The 19,054-nt window shown below is 70.0% G+C and carries 15 protein-coding genes and 6 pseudogenes; 14 read left to right on the forward strand and 7 right to left on the reverse strand.

Going from position 1 to position 19,054, the window contains the following annotated elements; all coding sequences use genetic code 11:
* Positions 1 to 35: 35 nt before the first annotated feature.
* From BLV72_RS01570 to BLV72_RS01605, 9 genes are all read left to right on the forward strand, one after another.
* Positions 36 to 1,730 carry a dihydroxy-acid dehydratase domain-containing protein gene (locus BLV72_RS01570; protein WP_093459734.1) on the forward strand — a complete coding sequence of 565 codons (1,695 nt, stop codon included), beginning with the start codon at positions 36 to 38 and terminating at the stop codon, positions 1,728 to 1,730.
* 29 nt (positions 1,731 to 1,759) lie between these two features.
* Positions 1,760 to 3,049, forward strand: a complete 1,290-nt coding sequence (locus BLV72_RS01575; RefSeq protein ID WP_093459736.1) for an FAD-dependent oxidoreductase — start codon at positions 1,760 to 1,762, stop codon at positions 3,047 to 3,049.
* 10 nt (positions 3,050 to 3,059) lie between these two features.
* Positions 3,060 to 4,361, forward strand: coding sequence for an aconitase X (locus tag BLV72_RS01580; protein ID WP_093459737.1), 1,302 nt, complete (start codon positions 3,060 to 3,062; stop codon positions 4,359 to 4,361).
* Entirely contained in the window at positions 4,358 to 4,792 is a 435-nt protein-coding gene (locus tag BLV72_RS01585) for an aconitase X swivel domain-containing protein (protein ID WP_093459739.1), read from the forward strand. The genes BLV72_RS01580 and BLV72_RS01585 overlap by 4 nt, the downstream gene beginning before the upstream one ends.
* A gap of 2 nt (positions 4,793 to 4,794) precedes the next feature.
* The gene (locus BLV72_RS47685; protein ID WP_167746244.1) at positions 4,795 to 4,935 is read left to right on the forward strand and encodes a hypothetical protein; all 141 of its coding nucleotides are present in this window, start codon (positions 4,795 to 4,797) and stop codon (positions 4,933 to 4,935) included.
* Positions 4,925 to 5,737, forward strand: a complete 813-nt coding sequence (locus BLV72_RS01590) for an IclR family transcriptional regulator (protein ID WP_093459740.1) — start codon at positions 4,925 to 4,927, stop codon at positions 5,735 to 5,737. Before BLV72_RS47685 ends, BLV72_RS01590 begins: the two co-directional genes overlap by 11 nt.
* A 208-nt stretch (positions 5,738 to 5,945) precedes the next feature.
* Positions 5,946 to 7,013: an aromatic ring-hydroxylating oxygenase subunit alpha gene (locus tag BLV72_RS01595; protein WP_093459741.1), complete on the forward strand. Its 1,068-nt coding sequence runs from the start codon at positions 5,946 to 5,948 to the stop codon at positions 7,011 to 7,013.
* Positions 7,010 to 7,279: a hypothetical protein gene (locus BLV72_RS01600; protein WP_342030635.1), complete on the forward strand. Its 270-nt coding sequence runs from the start codon at positions 7,010 to 7,012 to the stop codon at positions 7,277 to 7,279. Before BLV72_RS01595 ends, BLV72_RS01600 begins: the two co-directional genes overlap by 4 nt.
* Positions 7,276 to 8,235 (forward strand): PDR/VanB family oxidoreductase, encoded by a 960-nt coding sequence (locus BLV72_RS01605; RefSeq protein WP_093459743.1) that lies wholly within the window; start codon positions 7,276 to 7,278, stop codon positions 8,233 to 8,235. Before BLV72_RS01600 ends, BLV72_RS01605 begins: the two co-directional genes overlap by 4 nt.
* Before the next feature lie 302 nt (positions 8,236 to 8,537).
* On the opposite strand, the pseudogene BLV72_RS51780 reads toward BLV72_RS01605, so the two are convergent.
* Positions 8,538 to 8,807 (reverse strand): annotated as a pseudogene (locus BLV72_RS51780) (IS701 family transposase); the annotation flags it as partial.
* A 4-nt stretch (positions 8,808 to 8,811) separates the two neighbouring features.
* Between BLV72_RS51780 and BLV72_RS51395 the strand changes: the two are divergent.
* Positions 8,812 to 8,913, forward strand: a pseudogene (locus BLV72_RS51395) (phosphotransferase); the annotation flags it as partial.
* On the opposite strand, the pseudogene BLV72_RS01615 reads toward BLV72_RS51395, so the two are convergent.
* Positions 8,914 to 9,431 (reverse strand): annotated as a pseudogene (locus BLV72_RS01615) (class I SAM-dependent methyltransferase); the annotation flags it as partial. It abuts the pseudogene before it with no gap.
* Positions 9,432 to 10,051: 620 nt separating this feature from the next.
* Entirely contained in the window at positions 10,052 to 10,636 is a 585-nt protein-coding gene (locus tag BLV72_RS01620) for a CGNR zinc finger domain-containing protein (RefSeq protein WP_093459745.1), read from the reverse strand.
* Positions 10,637 to 10,687: 51 nt separating this feature from the next.
* Here BLV72_RS01620 and BLV72_RS01625 point away from each other — a divergent pair, with 51 nt between their 5' ends.
* Together BLV72_RS01625 and BLV72_RS01630 are read left to right on the forward strand one after the other, a co-directional pair.
* A complete protein-coding gene (locus tag BLV72_RS01625) occupies positions 10,688 to 12,133 on the forward strand; it encodes an MFS transporter (protein ID WP_093459747.1) in 1,446 nt (481 codons plus the stop codon).
* A gap of 52 nt (positions 12,134 to 12,185) precedes the next feature.
* Positions 12,186 to 13,307: an epoxide hydrolase family protein gene (locus BLV72_RS01630; RefSeq protein ID WP_093459748.1), complete on the forward strand. Its 1,122-nt coding sequence runs from the start codon at positions 12,186 to 12,188 to the stop codon at positions 13,305 to 13,307.
* Between the two features lie 307 nt (positions 13,308 to 13,614).
* On the opposite strand, the gene BLV72_RS01635 is transcribed toward BLV72_RS01630, so the two are convergent.
* Together BLV72_RS01635 and BLV72_RS01640 are read right to left on the reverse strand one after the other, a co-directional pair.
* Positions 13,615 to 14,805 carry an IS110 family RNA-guided transposase gene (locus BLV72_RS01635; RefSeq protein WP_093459750.1) on the reverse strand — a complete coding sequence of 397 codons (1,191 nt, stop codon included), beginning with the start codon at positions 14,803 to 14,805 and terminating at the stop codon, positions 13,615 to 13,617.
* Between the two features lie 292 nt (positions 14,806 to 15,097).
* Positions 15,098 to 15,742 (reverse strand): Tn3 family transposase, encoded by a 645-nt coding sequence (locus BLV72_RS01640; protein WP_093459751.1) that lies wholly within the window; start codon positions 15,740 to 15,742, stop codon positions 15,098 to 15,100.
* A 29-nt stretch (positions 15,743 to 15,771) separates the two neighbouring features.
* On the opposite strand from BLV72_RS01640, the pseudogene BLV72_RS01645 reads away from it, so the two are divergent.
* A pseudogene (locus tag BLV72_RS01645) lies at positions 15,772 to 17,458 on the forward strand (Tn3 family transposase); the annotation flags it as partial.
* Positions 17,459 to 17,591: 133 nt separating this feature from the next.
* On the opposite strand, the pseudogene BLV72_RS49315 reads toward BLV72_RS01645, so the two are convergent.
* Positions 17,592 to 17,690 (reverse strand): annotated as a pseudogene (locus BLV72_RS49315) (SAM-dependent methyltransferase); the annotation flags it as partial.
* Between the two features lie 3 nt (positions 17,691 to 17,693).
* On the opposite strand from BLV72_RS49315, the pseudogene BLV72_RS51785 reads away from it, so the two are divergent.
* Positions 17,694 to 18,254: pseudogene (locus tag BLV72_RS51785) on the forward strand (class I SAM-dependent methyltransferase); the annotation flags it as partial.
* A gap of 6 nt (positions 18,255 to 18,260) precedes the next feature.
* Here BLV72_RS51785 and BLV72_RS51790 read toward each other — a convergent pair.
* Positions 18,261 to 18,974, reverse strand: coding sequence for a DUF6545 domain-containing protein (locus BLV72_RS51790; RefSeq protein ID WP_425288346.1), 714 nt, complete (start codon positions 18,972 to 18,974; stop codon positions 18,261 to 18,263).
* Positions 18,975 to 19,054 lie beyond the last annotated feature (80 nt).

Genomic DNA, 19,054 nt, shown 5'->3' on the forward strand with positions numbered 1-19,054 from the left:
GAAACAACCACGAAGATCGAGGAAAGAGTCAAGGGATGTCCACCGAGCCGCGTAGCAATCATCCGATCGGGTCGTCGCGCTGGGCGACGACGCGCACACAGTGGAAGGCGCTGGGCTACGACGACGAGGAGATTCGTCGACCGAAGATCGCCATCGTCAACTCCTCTTCCGGGCTCGCGCCGTGCTTCGCCCATCTCGACAAGGTGGCGGAGGCCGTCCGCCAGTCGGTGTACGACGCCGGCGGGCTGGGCTTCGAGATCCGCACCGTCGCGCCGACCGACTTCATCATGGCCGCCGGACGGGGTGGCGGATATGTGCTCTCGGGCCGCGACCTGGTGTCCTACGACATCGAGTCGGTTGTCGAGGGCGCGAAGCTCGACGGGATGATCTGCCTCGCGTCGTGCGACAAGACGACGCCCGGCCAGCTGATGGCGGCCGCGCGGACCGACGTCCCCACCGTGATCGTCGCCTGCGGCTACCAGAGCTGCGGCGTCCTCGACAACGGCCGCCGCGTCGACATCGAGGAGGTCTTCGCCGATGCCGGCAAGCTCGCCGCGGGCGCCATCAGCTTCGAGGACCTCTGCCAAATGTCCGACCGCGCCATCACCGGCCCCGGCGTATGCCAGGGGATGGGCACCGCCAACACCATGCACATCGTCGCCGAGGCGCTCGGCATGGCGCTGCCCGGCTCGGCCCCCACCCAGGCCAACAGCGAGACGATGTGGGCGGCCGCGCGGGCCGCCGGCCCGGTCGTCATGGCGGCCGTCGAGGCGGACCGGCGCCCCAGCACGGTGATGACGCCCGCCGCGTTCCGCAACGCGGTGACGGCGGTCATCGCGGTCAGCGGCTCGATCAACGCGGTCAAGCATCTGGAGGCGATCGCCGCGGAGTCGCCGTACGACATCGATGTCCACCGGCTCTTCGAGGAGATCGGGCGGGAAGTCGGGCCGATAGCGGCGGTCCAGCCCAACGGGCCCACGACGATCGACCAGTTCGACGCCGCGGGTGGCGCTCGTGGCGTGCTCCGGCAGCTCGGCGACAGGATCGACGGCTCGGCCATGACGGTCTCGGGCACGTCGATGGCCGAGGTCGTCGCCGGCGCCCCCGTCGACACGGACGTGATCCGCGCCGAGCCGATGCGCCCCGAGTCCACCATCGTTTTGATGCGTGGCAACCTGTGCCCCGACACCGGCATCGTGAAGCTGTCGGTGACGGAGAACCGGGCCCGCACCTTCCGCGGTGCGGCGCGCGTCTTCGAGGCCGCGCCGGAGGCCACCGAGGCGATCGAGCGCGGTGAGGTGCTGCCGGGCGAGGTCCTTGTGCTGCGGGGTCTTGGAGTCACCGGCACACCGGGGATGGGCATGGCCTCCAGTGTGGTCTTCGCGCTGGCCGGTGCCGGCCTGAGCGAGCGGGTGGCGTTCGTGACCGACGGGCAGCTCTCGGGCCTCGTCAACAAGGGCATCGTCGTCGGCGAGATCTCGCCGGAGGGAGGCGTGCCGGGCCCGCTGGGGGCCGTCCGCACCGGTGACGAGATCGCGATCGACGTCCCCAACCGAACCGTCGACCTTCTGGTCGACGACGAAGAGCTGAACCGCCGGATCGAGGCGTACGCCGAAACACGTGGGCCGCAGACCTGGCCGGCGCGGCCCGGCTCCTGGCTCGGCGTGTACGCCGGCGCCGTGGAGCCGCTCGACCGAGGCGCCACGCTGCGCCGGGCCGCCGCCAACTGACCGACCATCTTCTGGGAGAAAACGACACCATGCCCCACCCCCTGTCCGATCTCGTCGTCCACACGGTCACCAAGCCGGTCGACGATCCAGCCGAACGGCTCGACGCCGACATCCTCGTCGTCGGCGCCGGCATCGCCGGGCTCTCGGCGGCCATACAGGCGCGCCGCCTCGGCCGCGATGTCGTCCTCGTCGACGCGCTCCCGGTCCTCGGCGGCCAGTGCGTCAATTCGATGATCGGGCTCTTCTGCGGGATCTACGGCAACGCGCCCGACTACCGCCAGCTCACCTACGGGATCTTCGGCGAGCTCTTCGAGGCGCTGGAGAAGACCGACGACCTTCACTACAACCGCACCCACACCCAGACGGTGACCTACGACGAGGTCGCCCTCGGCCGCTGGTTCGAGAACATCGTCGAGGAGCTCGGCATCCGGGTGGTCCTCGGCGCCTCCGTCAGCGGCGTCGGGATCGAGGGCGGCCTCATCGAGCGGGTCGACTTCGCCACGCGCTTCGGCCCGGTGACCGTCACCGCCCGCGGTGTCGTCGACGCGACCGGTGACGCGGCGCTCGCCTGGGAGGCGGGGCTGCCCTGCCAGGTCCCGGACCGTACCGTCTGGGGCTCCCAGCAGATCCGCCTGGAGGGACTCGACGAGTCCGGCAAGCCGGAGCCCGCCGAGCTGGTGGCCCGGGTCGACAAGAAGGCCACCGAGTACGGCCTGGTCCGCCGCGACGGGCTCGCGTTCTTCTTCCCAGGCCGCAACACGGCGGTGATGAACATGACCCACGTCGAGGCTCCCCTGGGTGCGGTCGAGGCCGCTGACGCGCAGCTTCGGGGCCGCGCCCAGGCGGACCGGGTCGTGGAATTCCTCCGGCGGGAGTTCCCGGCGGCGTTCAAGAACGCCCGGGTCCGGGCCTATGGATTCCCGGGGCGCCGACAGACCCGCTGGCTCGCCGCCGCCCACCGGCTGACCCTCGACGAGGTGCGGCAGGAGACGAGGTTCGACGACGCCATCGCCCGGACGGCCTGGCCGGTTGAGCTCCACGACCGGGTCGAGGGCTATGTATGGGAGACCTTCGGCCCCGACCACGTCCACTACGTTCCACTGCGCAGCATGCTCTCGCCGCAGGCACGCAACCTCGTGGCCGCGGGCCGCTGTGTCGACGGGGATGCCGCCGCTCTCTCGAGCGTCCGGGTGATGGGTCCGTGCTCGGCGATGGGCCTCGCCGCCGCGCACGCCCTCGATCTGACCCTGGGCGAGGACGTCCACCAAGTCGACCTGACGGCGCTGCGCGACCGCGTCCGCGAGAACGTCGAAGGCTGAGGAGGAACCGATGGTCACCCTGACAGACGAAGAGAAAGCCATGCGCGACGGCCGTGACGGCGATGCCGTCGCGGCGGCGATGGACCTGCTCATCAGATACGCCGACGCACTCGGTGCCGAGCACCTGTGCGAGACCCGCAACGTGGCGGGGACCAACACCCAGCCCTCGCCCGCCAAGACGAAGCTGTTCGAGGAGGGCGGCTGGTCGAAGGCGTTCGCGGTGATCAGCCTCGACTGCGACGACGACATCGAGGTGCCGCGGATGAAGGTGCCGACATGCCAGCTCCAGCACGGCTTCGGCAACGACGCGCTGGGGATCATGCCGTACTCCGAGCGCAACATCGAGCTCCAGGCCGACGCCGAGTCGTTCTACAGCTCCAAGGGCGTCAACGTCTTGGCCACGTGCACGCCGTACCAGGTGGGCAACCTGCCGACCTACGGCGAGCACATCGCCTGGATGGAGTCCTCGGCGGTGGTCTACGCCAACTCGGTCCTCGGCGCGCGCACCAACTGCGAAGGGGGCGCCTCGACCGGGTCGGCGAGCATCACCGGCCGGATTCCCTGTTGGGGCAATCACCTGGTGGAAAACCGTTACGGCACCCATCTGATCGAATCCGGACTTCGGATGACCGGCTTTCAGGACTGGGGCATGTTCGGCTACTTCGTCGGCGACATGGTCCAGGAGGCGCGCCCCGTCATGGTCGGCGACCTCGGTCAACCCGACCTGGCGGACCTGAAGCACTTCGGGGCGGCCGCCGCCTCCTCGGGCGGCGTCGAGATGTACCACATCCCGGGACGCACTCCCGATGCGCCGACACTGGAGGCGGCCTTCGGTGGCGCCGCGCCGCCCGAGCCGCTGCACTACGGCGAGGCGGAGCGCCACGCGATCTACGACTCGCTCAACTCCATCGGGAACAGTGAGGATGTCGACTTCGTGCTGATCGGCTGCCCGCATGCCTCGCTCGAGCAGATCGGCCGAGTCGCACGGGCGCTCGAAGGACGCACGCTGTCGGCCGGGACCGAACTGTGGGTCATGACGCCGCGCGCGCTGCGTGCCGTCTCGGACCGCAACGGGTGGACAGCCACCATCGAGCGCGCCGGGGGCCGGGTCCTGACCGACTCCTGCCCGGCCATGTCGCGGGTCGCGCCCACGGGCACCAAGGTGTTCGCCACGGACTCGGCCAAGCAGGCGCACTATCTACCGGCGATCCTCGGCATCGAGTCCTGGTTCGGCACCACCGAGGAGTGTGTCGATGCCGCCGTGACCGGTCGTTGGCGTGGTTCGCTGGCCCCCGCGGCGGTGGTCCGATGACCAGCGTCGCGGGGACCCGGCTCGTGCTCCGCGGCCGCGGCATCGTCCCGGGACGCGTCGAGGGCCAGGCCCTGGTCTCCCACGAGACCATCTCCGGCTGGGGCGGGATCGATCCGGCCACCGGCACCATCATCGAGCGCAGGCACGAGCTCTACGGTGTCTGCTTCACCGGCAAGGTGCTGGTCTTCCCAGGGGCGAAGGGTTCCTCGGGCTGGTCCGGCTTCTTCCAGTCGACCCGCCTCATGGGCACCGCGCCGCTGGCGATGATCTTCACCAACCTGACCACGAAGGCTGCCCTCGGCGCGATCGTGACCCGCGTCCCCACGGTGACCGAGCTCGACGACGACCCGGTCGCCAAGATCGCGACCGGCGACCGGGTCGAGGTCGACGCCGACAACGGGCTGGTGGTCGTGCACCGACCGCGGTCGTAGCCATGTCATCCGCGGTGACGAGCCCGCGCTCCACGGTCGTCCTCGAGGAGGCCCGCTCCGGCCGGTACATCATCGGACGGGCCTCGCCCCCGACGGTCTCCCGCCAGGAGCCCGAGCATCCCGGAGCCGCTGATGCCTGGTAAGAACGCCGCGACGGGCGGACGCGACGCCCGTTCCCTCAGCGTCCGCACGCTCGACGTACTGGGGGCCTTCGGTGCCGCCCGGCCGCGGCTCACTCTCTCGGAGCTGTCCCGCGCGAGCGGCCTCTCGCTGACGACCACCCACCGCATCGTCATCGACCTCGTCGAGTGGGGTGCGCTGGAAGAGGCCGACGGCGGCTACCAGGTCGGACTCCGGCTCTGGGAGGCGGCGTGCGCGGCGCCCCGCGGGCTCGCGCTGCGTGAGACCGCGCTGCCGGCGATGGAGGACCTCTACGAGGCGACCCATGAGAACGTGCAGCTGGCCGTGCGCGAGGGGCTCGAGGTCGTCTACGTGGAGCGCATCACCGGCCGTGGTGCGGTCCGGGTTCTCACCAAGGTCGGTGGGCGCTTCGCCCTTCCGGCCACCGGCGTCGGACTGGTGCTGCTGGCCCATGCGCCTCGGGAGGTTCACGAGCGGGTGCTGGCCGAGCCGTTGCGGCGCTGGACGCCGTACACCGTCACCGACCCCGCGGTGCTCCGCAAAATGCTCGCCGAAGTGCGGTGTGCCGGGACAGCCCTCAGCGACCGCCAGGTGACCGAGGACGCGTTCTCGGTCGCCTGCCCGGTGCGTGGCGTGGGCGGTGAGGTGGTTGCGGCGCTCTCCGTCGTGGTGCGCTCCGACGGCCCCCTCACTCCGAAGGCACTGGCCCCCGCGGTACAGGCGGCGAGCCGCAGCATCTCCCGGGCCCTGGGCTGGGAGCCGGCCCGGCCGGCCGGTGGCCGACGTCTGCTGGGCGCGAGCTGAGATTCCGATGGGCGCGAGCTGAGATTCCGATGGGCGCAGGCCGAGATTCCTTCCGAACATCGGAAGTGGCCTAGGCCCCGGAGGGCGGTGGCGGCCATGTTGGGCACGACCCGGTCGTCGCACCAGGCCCCGGACCGGGGTTCGTACCGGGGCCCGGACCGGCGTTCGCTGCGGCGTTCGGCCGGTCGAGAGACAGAAGGAGACACCGATGCCCAGTTGGCCCTTGAACCAGTGGTACGTCGCCGCGTACAGCGAAGAGATCGGCGACGGCCTGCTCGGCCGCACGATCTGCGGAGAGCCACTCGTCTTCTACCGGACCGGCGAAGGCGACGTCGTCGCGCTGGCCGACCGGTGCGTGCACCGCCGATACCCGCTGTCGCGCAGCCACCTCAAGGACGACCAGATCATCTGTGGCTACCACGGCTTCACCTACGACAAGACCGGCGTCTGCGTCGCCGCGCCGGCCCAGAAGCGGATCCCGCGCACGGCCCGCGTCCCCGCCTGGACCGTCCGCGAGCAGGACTCGCTGGTGTGGGTCTGGATCGGTGACCAGGAACTGGCCGACACCGCGCGCATCCCACGGGCACCATGGCTGGACTCACCGGACTACACGGTCGTCCGCGGCATGGAGCCGCTCAAGGCGCGCTACAGCTTGCTGGTCGACAACCTGATGGACCTCTCCCACGAGACCTACCTGCACGGCGGCTACATCGGCACGCCGGAGGTCGCCGAGACGCCGATCACGACCGAGGTCGACGAGGACGCCAACGTCGTCTACGTGAGCCGACACATGGACGACGCCGAGTGCCCGCCGTTCTACTCCAAGTCCACGGGCATCGAGGGTCGGATCACCCGCTGGCAGGACGTCGAGTATTACGCGCCGTGCCTCTATCTGTTGCACAGCCGGATCGCTCCGGCCGGCATCCTCCCGCCGGAGGAGGGCCCGGACGACCAGGCATTCCATGTCGAGGTGACCTACGGGATCACCCCCTCGACCGAGCACGAGACCCTCGACTTCTGGATGGTCTCGCGTGACTTCGCGCTCGACGACGAGAAGGTCACCGAGTTCCTCGCGACCAACAACCACACGGTGGTCATGCAGGATGTCGTCGCCCTCGACCTGCTCGAAGAGGTCGTCGAGAGCGAGAAGGAGAACTACCAGGAGCTGTCGATCAACATCGACACCGGCGGCCTGGCCGCCCGTCGGATCCTCGCCAAACTGGTCGCCCGGGGTGAGGGGAAGACGGCCGAAGCGAAGACGGTGGCCGCACCGTGAGCAGCCCGGACCAGGTCGGTCCCGCCGCCCCTGTGCGCGCGGATCTGCCGTCGCCGACCAAGATGCTCAAGGGGCGGACCGTCTACCGAGTGGTGTGGCAGCTCCACACCGACGTGCTCGTCGGCTATTGCTGGTGCGGCGCAAGCCACGAGGACATCGACCCCATCGCCTTGTGGGAGTGGCTGCTGGCGCACCCGGACACACACGGCGACAGCCGGACCGACTCCGACGCGCCCGACCCCGAGCCCGAGTTGGTGGACGTGTGAACGCCGAGACCGAGCTGGAGCTGGTCGTCACGGCCGCCGCGGAGGCTGCCGCGGACGTTCGGCTCCTCGAACTGCGCAGCCCCGACGGGGCCAAGCTGCCGGCCTGGTCCGCTGGGGCCCACATCGACCTGCTGCTCGACGACGGGCTGGTACGCCAGTACTCGCTGTGCAGCGACCCGGCCGACCGCGGCCGCTGGCAGGTGGCCGTACTGCGCGAGCCGGAAAGCCGCGGCGGGTCGGCGCACGTCCACGACAAGCTCAGCGCGGGCGACCCGGTCAAGGCACGCGGTCCGCGCAACCACTTCGAGCTGGAGCCCGCGGCGGCGTACGTCTTCGTGGCGGGCGGCATCGGCATCACGCCGATCCTCCCAATGCTCGCCACAGCCGACGCCGCCGGCGCCGATTGGCGGCTCTACTACGGTGGCCGCACCCGGGGCTCGATGGCCTTCGTGGACGACCTTGTGGCGCGCCACGGCGACGGCGTCGTCGTCTGCCCGCAGGACGAGACCGGACTTCTCGACCTGGACCGGATCGTCGCCGGCCGTCCGGCCGGTGCGCTGCTCTACTCCTGCGGACCGGCGCCGCTCCTCGACGCCCTGGAGACCGCGTGCGCGACCCTGCCGGCCGGCACGCTGCGAACCGAACGGTTCACGGCGCTCAAGGCCGACCCGGACGCCGTATCCGCGGGTTTCGAGGTCGAGCTGGCCGACTCCGGACAGGTTCTGCGAGTGCCGGCCGACAAGTCGATCCTCGACGTGCTGGAGGAGGCCGGAATCGAGATCCTCTCCTCCTGCCGGGAAGGTACCTGCGGCACCTGCGAGACCGGCGTCCGGTCGGGCGCGATCGACCACCGCGACGCATTGCTGACGGCCGACGAGCGAGCGGCCAACGATGTGATGTTCGTCTGCGTCTCGCGCGCCGCTCCCAACTGTCCGAGGCTGGTCCTCGACCGCTGACCACCCACAGGATGCCGCGGCCCGGATGAGTTGGGCGATGACCGTCGTTCACGACGAGCCGCGCCCCGGCCTGGTGCATCTCGAAGGACGCCATGCGCCACCTGGGAGATGCCTTCATGCGCCAGCAGAAAGCCGCGACTGAGACCAGAACTGAGACCGCCGACAGCCACACGGCCCACGCACGCCGCCGCCGACGTATCCGCTGATACGAAGAATCCCAGCTCGGACACTGTCCGGGCTGGGGTTCCAGTGGAGCCGCCTAATACTCCAGTGCGGTTTCGTGGTCTATCCAGTGGTTCGTCGCTGGATCGTCGTCGGTCGTGGCTGCGGTGGGCCGTTGCCTGGCGGTCTCTGCGCCAGTTGGACCGGTGCAGCAGCCTGGCCACGGAGATGACCGGTTGGCTGAAGGCGGCAGTGAGTAGGTGGCGGATCTCGGGGACGGTCAGCTTGATCGGGTCGCTGCTGTGGGCGGGGTGGTCAGGATCGGTGGGCCGGTTGGGGGTGGCATCGGCGGCGACGGCAGCCAGGAAGGCCAGGGCGAGCATGGCGAGCGTGATGTGCCGCTGCCAGGCGACGCACCGGGACTTCCAACCCGGCAACGTGCTGTTCGACGGGGAGCCCCCAAGGCCGGCAGGCGTCCGGATCGCCGGCGTCGTCGACTGGGCGGGGGCCTGCTGGGAGGTGTGACTCGTAGGAGACCGGACGGCCATAGCCCTGGGTCGGCTGCAGCCGTTCATCGCCGACATAGTCTCCCCAGAGCAGGTAGCCGCCGGGCGCGAGCGTGCGGTGAAACTCGGCGAACACCGCCGGCAGCCACTGCGGGGGCGTGTGGTGGGTGGAGTACCAGGCCAGGATGCCGCCGAGCTCGTCGCCCCTCATCTCCAACGCGGTCATCGAGCCCTCGGTGAAGCGCAGGTTCGGATAGGCCTGGCGGGCCAGCCCGATCATCTTCGGTGACAGATCGACACCGAAGGCGGACACTCCCAGCCCGGCCAGGTGCGCCGTCACGCGGCCGGGCCCGCATCCCGGTCCGCGACCGGCCCCAGACCAGCCGTCCGCACGAGCTCGGCAAATCCCGCCAGAATCGCACGTGACAGCGGGTCCATCGCGGCTGGAGGCGGGGCGCGTTCGACATAATCAGCGGCGACCGCGTCGTACGACTCGGGCACCGCGGTCGGATAGGAGGGCTCAGCCATGCGGGCGACCCTAGACCAGAGGACCGACAGGCGGGTCACGACGCTGAGTTGAGCAGCGCGACGCCCACCGCCGCCCAGAGGCAGCGCCTGCTGTACCGGCGGCCCCCGCACAGGCAGGACACCCGGCCGCGCACCGGCGGCCGGCAGCGCGGGGGCGGTGTGAAACGAAACTGTGTCCCGGTGCGGCAGGGCCTCGTGCGGTTCATTTCTTGCCGGTCTCGGCCTTGTTCTCGTATCGCTACGGCAAGGTGGCGTGTAGCGCGGAGTGAGTAGCTGTTTGCGATCCCGGATGTTGAACGGCTGATCGGGTGCACTGCCGGGTCCTTGGCCCACTCTTCTTCCGTGTCAAGTCCTGCTGTGTGGCATGGGTGCCCAGGGCCTGCTTCCGTCACCAGCCCCCATGGCTCGGCTCAACCTTGCTTGAGATCCGCCGTTGCTTGGAACTCGTCGAGGTCGAGAATTGCCCGTCGAATCGCGCGTGCGGTCTCGGGCCTGCAGTGCGGCTTTCGCTGCGATGTAGGTTGCATCGCGAGGAACGCCCCCGGAGGCCCGAGCGAGTTCGTCGAAGGCGGGCTCGGACGAAACCCCGGTGCCGACCTGGCAGGGTCAGGTGCCGGCGCTCAACGCGGGCTGCGCCGGCTCCGGTAGGCCGCGACGCTGGCCCGGTGTGAGCAGGTTCGGGTGCAGTACTGCTTCGAGCCGTTGCGCGAGAGGTCCACGAAAGTGGCCCGGCAGGTCGGCCCGGCACATACGCCGAGACGAGCGGGACCGAGCGTGGCGATAACGGAGGCCAGTGCGCTGAGCGTAGTCGCGGCAAGGTGCGCCGAGCAGCGGTCGGTGTCGGAGGTCACCTCGGTCCACCAGCGGCCGTCCTCGTGGCGCAGTACCGGGGTGGCGCGGCTGCGACGCAGACCGTCGTTGATCAGAGCCGCAGCTTCGACCGCGTCCGCGTTCGCCCGTTCGAGCACCTCACGCACCGTCTCGCGCAACGCGCGGACTTCCGCCAGGTCGGCGCGGGTGAGATGCCGCAGACCGGTCCCTTGGTTCGCGGCCGAACTCGGAGGCTCAGCCGCGGGATGGTCGTCAAGGAAGTCCCGGAGCTGCTCCACGGTCTCGAGCGCGTCCTCTCCCTTGATCGGCCTCAAGGTGTTGGCCAGGTCGACGGCCGTCTGGACCACCAATGGGCTGTAACACGCATCCCGCATTTGACGTATCTCCTCACTGCTCCGTAATGTTACACGCAAATGAGCTTTCGCATGTCACAACGTACCCGGCAGGGGACGACGCCGCAGACGATCCCGTCTGGAGGGGCCCCGGCACCGGAGCGAACCGACGCCCCGGACGGGCGTCGGCTGGGGCTGACTTTGGGGATGCTGGTGCTGCCGATGTACGTGGCACTGGGAGCGCCGTCGGTGGCCCTGCCGGCCATCGGCCGCGCACTCGCGGTGCCGTTCGGGGCCACCGCATGGATTCTCGCCGCGTGGTCGCTGACCTCCGCGCTCGCGATGCCGGTCGCGGGTCGGCTGCTGGTCCGCTGGAGCCCCTTCCAGGTCCTCGTCGCCGGGGTCGTGGCGCTCGCCGCGGGCTCCGCGCTCGCCGGAGCCGGGCCGACACTGTCCGTCGTGATCGTCGGCCGACTGATCGGCGGCGCCGGGGCGGGCGCGACCGTGATCGCCGTCTTTGCCGCGGCCACCGCCCTTCCCGGGCGGCAACGGATCCGCGCCGTGGGAATCATCGCGGCCGCCAGCGCGACGGCGTCGGGGTGCGGGACACTGTTGGGCGGGGCGGTGACCGCATGGCTCGGGTGGCGTGCCGTGCTCGCGATCCCGGTCCTCGCGCTGCCCCTCCTGCTGGCCGCATTGCCAAGTAGGCGCGCGCTGACGCGGAGCGGTAGCGGCGAGCGAAACGGCTCGACCGGGCGACTCGATATCGTCGGCGCGGCCGTGCTGTCGGTACTCGCCGGCTCCTTGATCACGTTGCTGCAGGCACACTCGGTCGGCCTGCCCGCTCCGGTCACGCTCGTCGTGGCCGCCGCCGGGGCGCTCGCCGCCGTGGGACTGTGGTGGCGCGTGCGAAGCACGCCCGACGGGTTCGTGCCTCGGCGGGTGATCGCATCCTGCGGCTTCCTGGCGGCCGGGCTCATCGGCGGGACCGTCTTCGCCGGCTACTACGGGGTGCTGTTCCGCGCCCCGTCCCTGATCGAGCAGGCCACGGGCGGCGGCCCCCTGGAAGCCGGCGTGCTCTTGGTCCCGGCCGCCGCCTGCTCGGTGCTGGCCGGGCGGCTGGTCGGCACCTTGACCGACCGGTTCACCGGCTGGCAGGTGTCGGCCGGGCTTGCGGCACTCACCGTCGTCGGCGTGCTCGTGGTCGCGATCTTCACCGGGCCGATCCCGATTGTCGTCGGCACGGCGCTGACCGTGTGCGGGTTCGCCGGCGCCCAAGCCGTACTGGTGAGCCTCGCGCCGGACCTGGTCGCCGCGGACGACCGCGACACCGCACAGGGCCTGTTCAACTTCATGAACGCCCTGGGTGGCGGGATCGGTCCGGCCGCTGTCGCGGGTCTGTCCGGCATCGTGCCGGTGCCGGTGGCCCTCGCCGTGCTCGCGGCACTCCCTCTGGCCGGACTCGTCCTCAGCCTGACCCGGCGTCCTACCGCCGACCGCCGCCCCGAACCCGACGCCACCCGTGGGAGCCCGCGATGACGGTCCACCTGCATCTGATCCGATAACGCCTTGACAGGTAAGGAGCCTTGCCATGTCCGCCGAGCCATTCGAGGTGAGCATCACCGAAGCCGAGATCGCGGACCTGCGGACACGATTGCGACGGACACGGTGGCCCGAGTGCGAGCCGGTGGACGACTGGTCACAGGGTTTGCCGCTGGCGTATGCGCAGGAGCTTTGCCGCAGCTGGGCCGAGGACTACGACTTCGGGTTCGCCGAGCGGCTGAACGTGTTCCCGCAGTACCGCGACACGATCGACGGGCTGGGCATCCACTTCCTGCACGTCCGCTCGCCGGAGCCGAACGCGTTCCCGCTCGTGCTCACGCACGGGTGGCCGGGTTCGGTGCTCGAGTTCCTGGAGGTCCTCGGCCCGCTGACCGACCCGCGCGCGCACGGCGGTGACCCGGCGGACGCGTTCCACGTGGTCGCGCCGTCGTTGCCCGGGTACGGCTGGAGTGACAAGCCGTCGACGACCGGGTGGGGCATCACTCGCACCGCGCGCGCCTGGGACACGTTGATGGTCTCGCTGGGTTACGAACGGTACGGCGCGCAGGGCGGTGACTGGGGTTCGGCGGTGTCCGCGGCGCTGGGCGAGGTGGCGCCCGAGCGGGTCGCCGGCGTGCACCTGAACCTGGGATCCGTGGCGGCGGGCACGTTCGACGACCCGACGCCCGCGGAGCTGGCGAACCTCGAGGCCGAGAACGAGATGCAGCGCACCGGCCGGGGGTACTCGGCGATCCAGGCGACCCGGCCGCAGACGCTCGGCTACGGCCTCACCGACTCCCCGGCGGGGCAGGCCGCCTGGATCGCCGAGAAGTTCTGGGCGTGGACGGACAACGACGGCCATCCCGAGGACGCGTTGTCGCGGCAGACGATCCTCGACGAGATCTCGGTCTATTGGTTCACCGCGTCGGCCACGTCGTCGGCGCGCCTGTACTGGGAGAGCTTCGCCAACTTCCGGGACAAGGTGACCGCGCCATCCGGGCTGTCGGTCTACCCGCGCGACATAACCCGCCCGTCGAGGCGGGAGGCCGAGCTGCGGTTCACCGACCTGCGCTGGTTCGAGGAGCTGCCGCATGGTGGCCACTTCGCCGCGCTGGAGCAGCCGGAGTCGCTGGTCAAGCAGGTGCGCGGGTTCTTCCGCCTGTTCCGCTGACTGTCCGTGGCACCCCCTGCGAAGCCCGCGCCCAGGGGATGGTCCTGTCCGTCTCCCGGGTTACCGGCAAAACGACGGTCGCGCTCGGCGAGCGGACGCTGGTGATCACCGCCCTCGAACGAGGAGTCGGCTTCGAATGGCGGAATAGCACTACGGTGCGAGACATATCGGTACTCATAGCGGCCCATCATGGCGTCAGGGGCGGCGCCAACCAGGGCAACAGACACTGGTTCAGCCAGATGGAGTGGATCCAACGGCCCGGCACTCACGGCGCTGACGGAGGTCAAAGGACTTCCCAATGACGATGTCAAGCCGCCGCCGTGACGGTTGGTAGTACCTGGTAGCACGCTCCGTCGCGGAGCATGGCCCACAAGACGTTGGCCCGTCGACGGGCCAAAGCCAGCAGGGCCTGTTTGTGTCCCTTGCCCTCGTTCCGCTTGCGCCCGTAGTAAGCCTGGGAGGCGGAGCAGGTTCTCAGGCTGGCCATCGCGGAGAGGTAGAAGGCACGGAGTAGGCCGCGGTGGTAGCGGCGCGGGCGACGCATGTTGCCGCTGACGCGGCCGGAGTCCCGCGGCACGGGTGAGAGGCCGGCGAAGGACGCGAGGCGGTCGGCCGTGCCGAAAGCCTCCAGGTCGCCACCGGTGGCGGCGATGAACTCGGCACCGAGGAGGGCGCCCATGCCGGGCAGGCTCCGGATCACCGTTGCGTGTCGGTGCTCGTTGAACCGGGCCTCGATGAGCGCGTCGAGTTCGGCGATCTCCTCGTCGAGGGCCAGCACACCCTTGGCGATGCGGGCGACCATGGCGGCCGCGAGGGTCTCTCCCGGCAGGGCGGTGTGCTGGGCCCTGGCCGCCTCGACAGCTGTCTCGGCGAGCGCGACGGCGTTCTTCACCTTGCGATTCTTCAGCCAGGTTCCGATCCGCCTGGCGCCGCTGCGACGGATCGCGGCCGGCACCTGGTAGCCGGTCAGCAGGACGACCGGACCCTTCTTGCTCAGGTTCAGCGCGCGCTCCAACGCTGGGAAGAACTCCAGAAGTTGGGCCCGCAGCCGGTTGGTCTGACGGGTGCGGTCGTTGACCAGGTCGAGGCGGCGGGCGGTTAGGGTGCGCAGGTCGACGGCTATCTCGTCGCCGGGCCGCAGGAGACCAAGGTCCTGGCGCATGCGTGCCTGGTCGGCGATGACGAACGCGTCCTTCTCGTCGGTCTTGCCCTGGCCGCGGTAGGCCGTCGACGCCTGGTGCACGGCCAGGCCGGTGATGTAGACCATCGGCTGGTCGTGGCTGAGCAGGAGGCCGATGAGCAGGGCGGCCCCACCGTGGTTGATGTCCACCGCCCACAGGGCGTCCTCGGAGAGCGCGAGTACGTCTGCGATCAGTTCCAGCAGGGCCGGTTCGTCGTTGAAGACTCGGCGTGAAAGGAGGCGTTCGCCGCGTTCGTCGACCACTACACAGTGGTGGTGTTCCTTGCCGATGTCCACTCCGGCCCAGATCTGGGGCACGGGTCACCTCCGCCAGCTCGTCGTCACACATCGATCCCGCAGACGACCTCGCCGACGTTGTCCTACACAGCGATCGAGTCGCGTATCCCAATTAGCGGTCGAGTCGTCGCGGGGCTCCGGGCGGCCAAGTTCTTTGAGCCATCCAACGGCGACAAGCTCACAGCCATACCCAGAACCCCTGGGTCCGCCGATCTTACGAATGACCGGCTCAAACCCACGCTTGGAAGGTAGGACAAGCTGAGAAGCTGTCCTACGTTTTAGGGGCGGGCTGTGGGCCCCGGCAGGGGCGGAATCAGGCCGCTTGGCCGTATCCGTCCGTGCCGGGGTCGTCGCCGCGCGACGGGCTGAAGTCGACGTCCAGGTGCGGGTCGTACGCCTCGGGCTGGATGCCGAGTTCGTGGGTAAAGTATTCGCCGAAGCGGCGGGTGTGCTCGGTCAGGTACGGCGAGATGTGGGCCAGGTCCTCGGGGTCGATCTCCCAGCCCTCCTCTTGGAGCTGGCGCACGATCTCGGCGATGTCCAGCGCGTTGTGGAAGATCACCGCGTTGGTGAGCAGCGCGGTGAATTTCGCGGTCTTCTCCTGCTCGACGGGATCGTTGTCGGTGATGACGCCGCCGTTGCCGAAGCCGATCCACTGGGAGAAGCCGTTGAATGCCTCGACCTTGTTCGTCGCGGCGGTCACCCGCCGGCGCAGCGGGGCGTCCGAGAGGTAGCGCAGCAGCCGGACGGTGCGGATGACGCGGCCGACCTCGCGGAAGGCGGTGTAGGTCGCGTTCTTGCGTGACCCGGCCCGCAGGCGCCGCAGCAGCAGGGTGGAGGAGATGACGCCCTCGCGCACCGAGATCGCCACCCGCATCAGGTGCCGGAACTGGGACTCGATCAGGTCGAAGTCGATGACGTTGCGGCCGCTCTCCCCGAACAGGGCGTCGATGTGCACGTACTCGGCTCTCTTCGTGGGCCGGTAGGCGGCGCCACCGGGTGCTGTTGCCGGGCGTGACCGTGCTGGCCAAGCAGGTCGCCTCCGTGCGGCAGGTCGCGGAGAAGCGGCTGTACGCGACGGTGGCGTGCGACGCGTCGTTGTCGGCCGACCTGGTGGCGCTGCTCGGCGTGCCGGAGGGGCGGCGGATCTCGGAGTTGGAGCGGCTGCGCCGGCCGCCGACGCGGACGACGGGCGCGAGCCTGGCGAAGGCGTCGGAGCGGGTGGATGAGATCTCGGCGTTCCGTTTGGGCCGGGTGCAGCTGGACAAGGTGCCGCCGAACCGGCTGGCGACGCTGGCACGGGTCGGCCTGGGGTCGAAGGCGCCGATCCTGGGGCGCACCCCGGAGCCGAAGCGCACCTCGCTACTGACCGCGGCACCTGGAGGCGTCCGCGATAGACGACGCGCTGGATCTGTTCTCGGTGCTGATGCAGGTGAAGCTGATCAGCGCCGCGCGGCGGGCGACAGACCGGGACTGGCTCGCGGCCCGGCCTCGCATGGCGAAGGCGTCGCGGATGCTCGACGGCCGGCTGTGGAGCGAGTTGGACCTGATCACCGAGAGCGGCACCGATCTCGACGCGAGTGCGATGTGGCGGGCGCTGGAGACGGAGATCGGGCCGCGCGAGGAGGTGATGGCTGCCTCGGCGCTGCTGGGAGAGCTGATCGGGCCCGCGGACGAGGAGGCGGAGGCGGAGATGCGACGCCTGCTGGCCACCCGCTACAACACCGTTCGCCCCTTCCTGTCGCTGCTCGGGGAGTCGCCCGCGCTGGGGGCGGCCTCCGGCGGCAAGCGGATTCTGGAGGCGGTGAAGCGCCTCCCGGTACTGGCCCGGCGGAAGGTGAAGGCCAAGCCGCTGCTGCCGCGTGAGATCGACGCCAAGCTGGTGCCGGCGGCCTGGAAGAAGGCAGTGTACTCCAACCCGGACCTGCCCGAGGGCGCGGTGGACCGCGAGCGTATGCGGTGTGCGTGCTGGAGCAGCTGTTCCGCGCTGAACCGGCGCGACGTGTTCGCCTCGCCGTCGAACCGGTGGGCGGACCCGCGGGCGCGGCTACTGGACGGCAAGCAGTGGGAGGCCGTCTCCGAGGACGTACTGCACGGCCTGAGCCTGGACGAGCCGGTCGCCGAACACCTGGCCGGGCGGGTGCGGGCCTTGGACGCGGCTTGGCAGCTGATGGCCGAACGACTGGAGGAGGCCGGGCAGGACGCGAAGCTCAGCTTCGAGGTCCAGCCCAACGGCCGGTTGAAGCTGAACGTCGACAGGCTCGGCGCGCTCGGCGAGAGCGAGTCCTTGAAGTGGCTGCGCAAGACCACCGCGAAGATGCTCCCGAAGATCGACCTGCCGGACCTGTTGTTCGAGGTCGACTCCTGGACCGGGTTCCTGGACGCCTTCGTGCACCTCGGGGACGGCCGTACCCGGATGGAGAACCTGAAGACATCCCTGGTCGCGCTGCTGGTGAGCGAGGCGTGCGACATCGGCTACACCCCCGTCATCGACGCGGACGACGAGGCACTCACCCGGGCCCGGCTGGTCCACGTCGACCAGTACTACCTGCGCGCCGACACCATCGCCGCGGCGAACGCGAAGCTGATCGAAGCCCAGGGGCGGGTGCCGATCGTGGAGCACTGGGGCGACGGCCTGCTCGCGTCCGTCGACGGGCTGCGGTTCGTGGTGCCGCAGGGCCCGGTCGGCGGTGACGGCATGTGCGCGCGAACCCGGTGACGTGGGCAACCCCGACGCCTGCCGAGCGTGGTGACCGACATCCAACCCCTCCTGCCTCAGCGGGCCCGTCAGAAGACGGATCCTGGACCCGCAGGATCCAGCGGTGGTAGTGAGCGTTGTGGTCCCAGGGGTAGGTCGCGTTGAACCGCTCAAGGGCCTCAAGGAGGCGGGGCGACAGCATCTTCATCCGCAGTTGCCGAGACGACTCGACCGGGCGCTGGACGCCGGGTCTGGCAGCGGCGACCTGGCGAGGCTCCTGGCCGAGCGCGCGGCCACAGTGGAAGGTGTCGACGCCGATCCGATGATCACGGCACGGGCTCGAGCACTGACCCCTGACCCCTGACACGCTCCCTGTGATCTTCACCGTCGCCGACGCGGTGACCGGCCTCCCCGACGGTCCCTACGACGCCATCAGCTGTGTCGCCACGATCCACCACCCGCGCTTCGCCCAGGTACTCACCTGCTTCCGCCGCCGTCTGGCGCCGGGAGGGACCGTGGTGGTCGTCGGCCTGTACCGTGCCCAGGCTCCTGTGGACCACATCTTGGCGGCCCTCGACAGTCCGGCCAATGCCGTCGTGGGGTGGTTGAAGAACAGGGGCCGCCCCGCGCCCCGACCGGTCTCCATGACGGCACGTACCCGGCCGGCGGACATGGCGTTCGGCGAAATCGGGAAGCACGCGAGATCCTTCCAGGGGCGCGAGAGCGGCGTCGGTTGTTCTGGCGGTACACCCTTGTACGGCGACGACGGTGAACGATCTCAGGCTCGCGCGAGAAGAGCCGCCCGGTGTGAGTACCCCCCCACCGGGCACGGGGCCACTACGGACCGTAGGGGGTTCTGGAGGTCCGGCCTCCAGCGGGCGTTCCGGACGAGGTGCGCGACCGGGCGGGCGCGCCTCTCGCGCCCGCGAGGCAAAGGGCCGCCGCGCGGAGCGGTACGCGGTGAGGGTGCCGTTCCCTCAGAGCCGGCCGGAGGCCGCGGTCGGCACCCGCGCGGCACGCGACCCGTATGCCTGGGACAAGGCGACGAGGAAGTCCCTCTCGCCGCTGAGGTCCTCGCAGGCGGTGACGAAGTCTGCCTCCGAGCGCCGATACCGAGGCCCCCGTTCAGTTTGGCGGCCAGCGCTTCCTCGACCCGGGCTGAGAGGCGCCCGATGTCGGCGGCGGATCCGGAGACCGCGGTCCGGCGTGTCTCGACGCCCGACGTTTCGGACGCGTACGGCGGTATGTAGTGGCCGAGTTCGAGAAGGGCGTCCCGGATCTCGATCACCTTGCGGTAGGCCAACACGTCGTGGGGGACAGGAGGGAAGAGCAGCTCCGTGCACCTCCCACGGGGAGTTGTGAGGGTGACCTCGGGGACGGCAGCCACCAGCTCGCGCCAGAGCGACCAGAGCCGCCATGCGTCACGGCGTGGGAGAGTCCGGTGCGTATCGAGAGCAGTGTCGGCACGAAGAGAGCCGCAGCCCTGAGTAATCCGTGAAGATTCATCAACAGGGCGGAGGAGGCCATGACGTGGTCATCGCCGAGGATGCTGTGGACCAACAGCCCTAGCTG

Origin of the sequence: Streptomyces melanosporofaciens (genome assembly GCF_900105695.1) — a bacterium.
In the GTDB taxonomy this organism is placed as follows: domain Bacteria; phylum Actinomycetota; class Actinomycetes; order Streptomycetales; family Streptomycetaceae; genus Streptomyces; species Streptomyces antimycoticus.

What these genes read in the sequence shown, in the direction of transcription:
- BLV72_RS47685 (WP_167746244.1), top strand. Translation starts at nt 4,795, where the DNA reads ATGTCATCCGCGGTGACGAGCCCGCGCTCCACGGTCGTCCTCGAGGAG.
- BLV72_RS01595 (WP_093459741.1), top strand. Translation starts at nt 5,946, where the DNA reads ATGCCCAGTTGGCCCTTGAACCAGTGGTACGTCGCCGCGTACAGCGAA.
- BLV72_RS01630 (WP_093459748.1), top strand. Translation starts at nt 12,186, where the DNA reads ATGTCCGCCGAGCCATTCGAGGTGAGCATCACCGAAGCCGAGATCGCG.
- BLV72_RS01590 (WP_093459740.1), top strand. Translation starts at nt 4,925, where the DNA reads ATGCCTGGTAAGAACGCCGCGACGGGCGGACGCGACGCCCGTTCCCTC.
- BLV72_RS01625 (WP_093459747.1), top strand. Translation starts at nt 10,688, where the DNA reads ATGTCACAACGTACCCGGCAGGGGACGACGCCGCAGACGATCCCGTCT.
- BLV72_RS01570 (WP_093459734.1), top strand. Translation starts at nt 36, where the DNA reads ATGTCCACCGAGCCGCGTAGCAATCATCCGATCGGGTCGTCGCGCTGG.
- BLV72_RS01620 (WP_093459745.1), bottom strand. Translation starts at nt 10,636, where the DNA reads ATGCGGGATGCGTGTTACAGCCCATTGGTGGTCCAGACGGCCGTCGAC.
- BLV72_RS01580 (WP_093459737.1), top strand. Translation starts at nt 3,060, where the DNA reads ATGGTCACCCTGACAGACGAAGAGAAAGCCATGCGCGACGGCCGTGAC.
- BLV72_RS01585 (WP_093459739.1), top strand. Translation starts at nt 4,358, where the DNA reads ATGACCAGCGTCGCGGGGACCCGGCTCGTGCTCCGCGGCCGCGGCATC.
- BLV72_RS01575 (WP_093459736.1), top strand. Translation starts at nt 1,760, where the DNA reads ATGCCCCACCCCCTGTCCGATCTCGTCGTCCACACGGTCACCAAGCCG.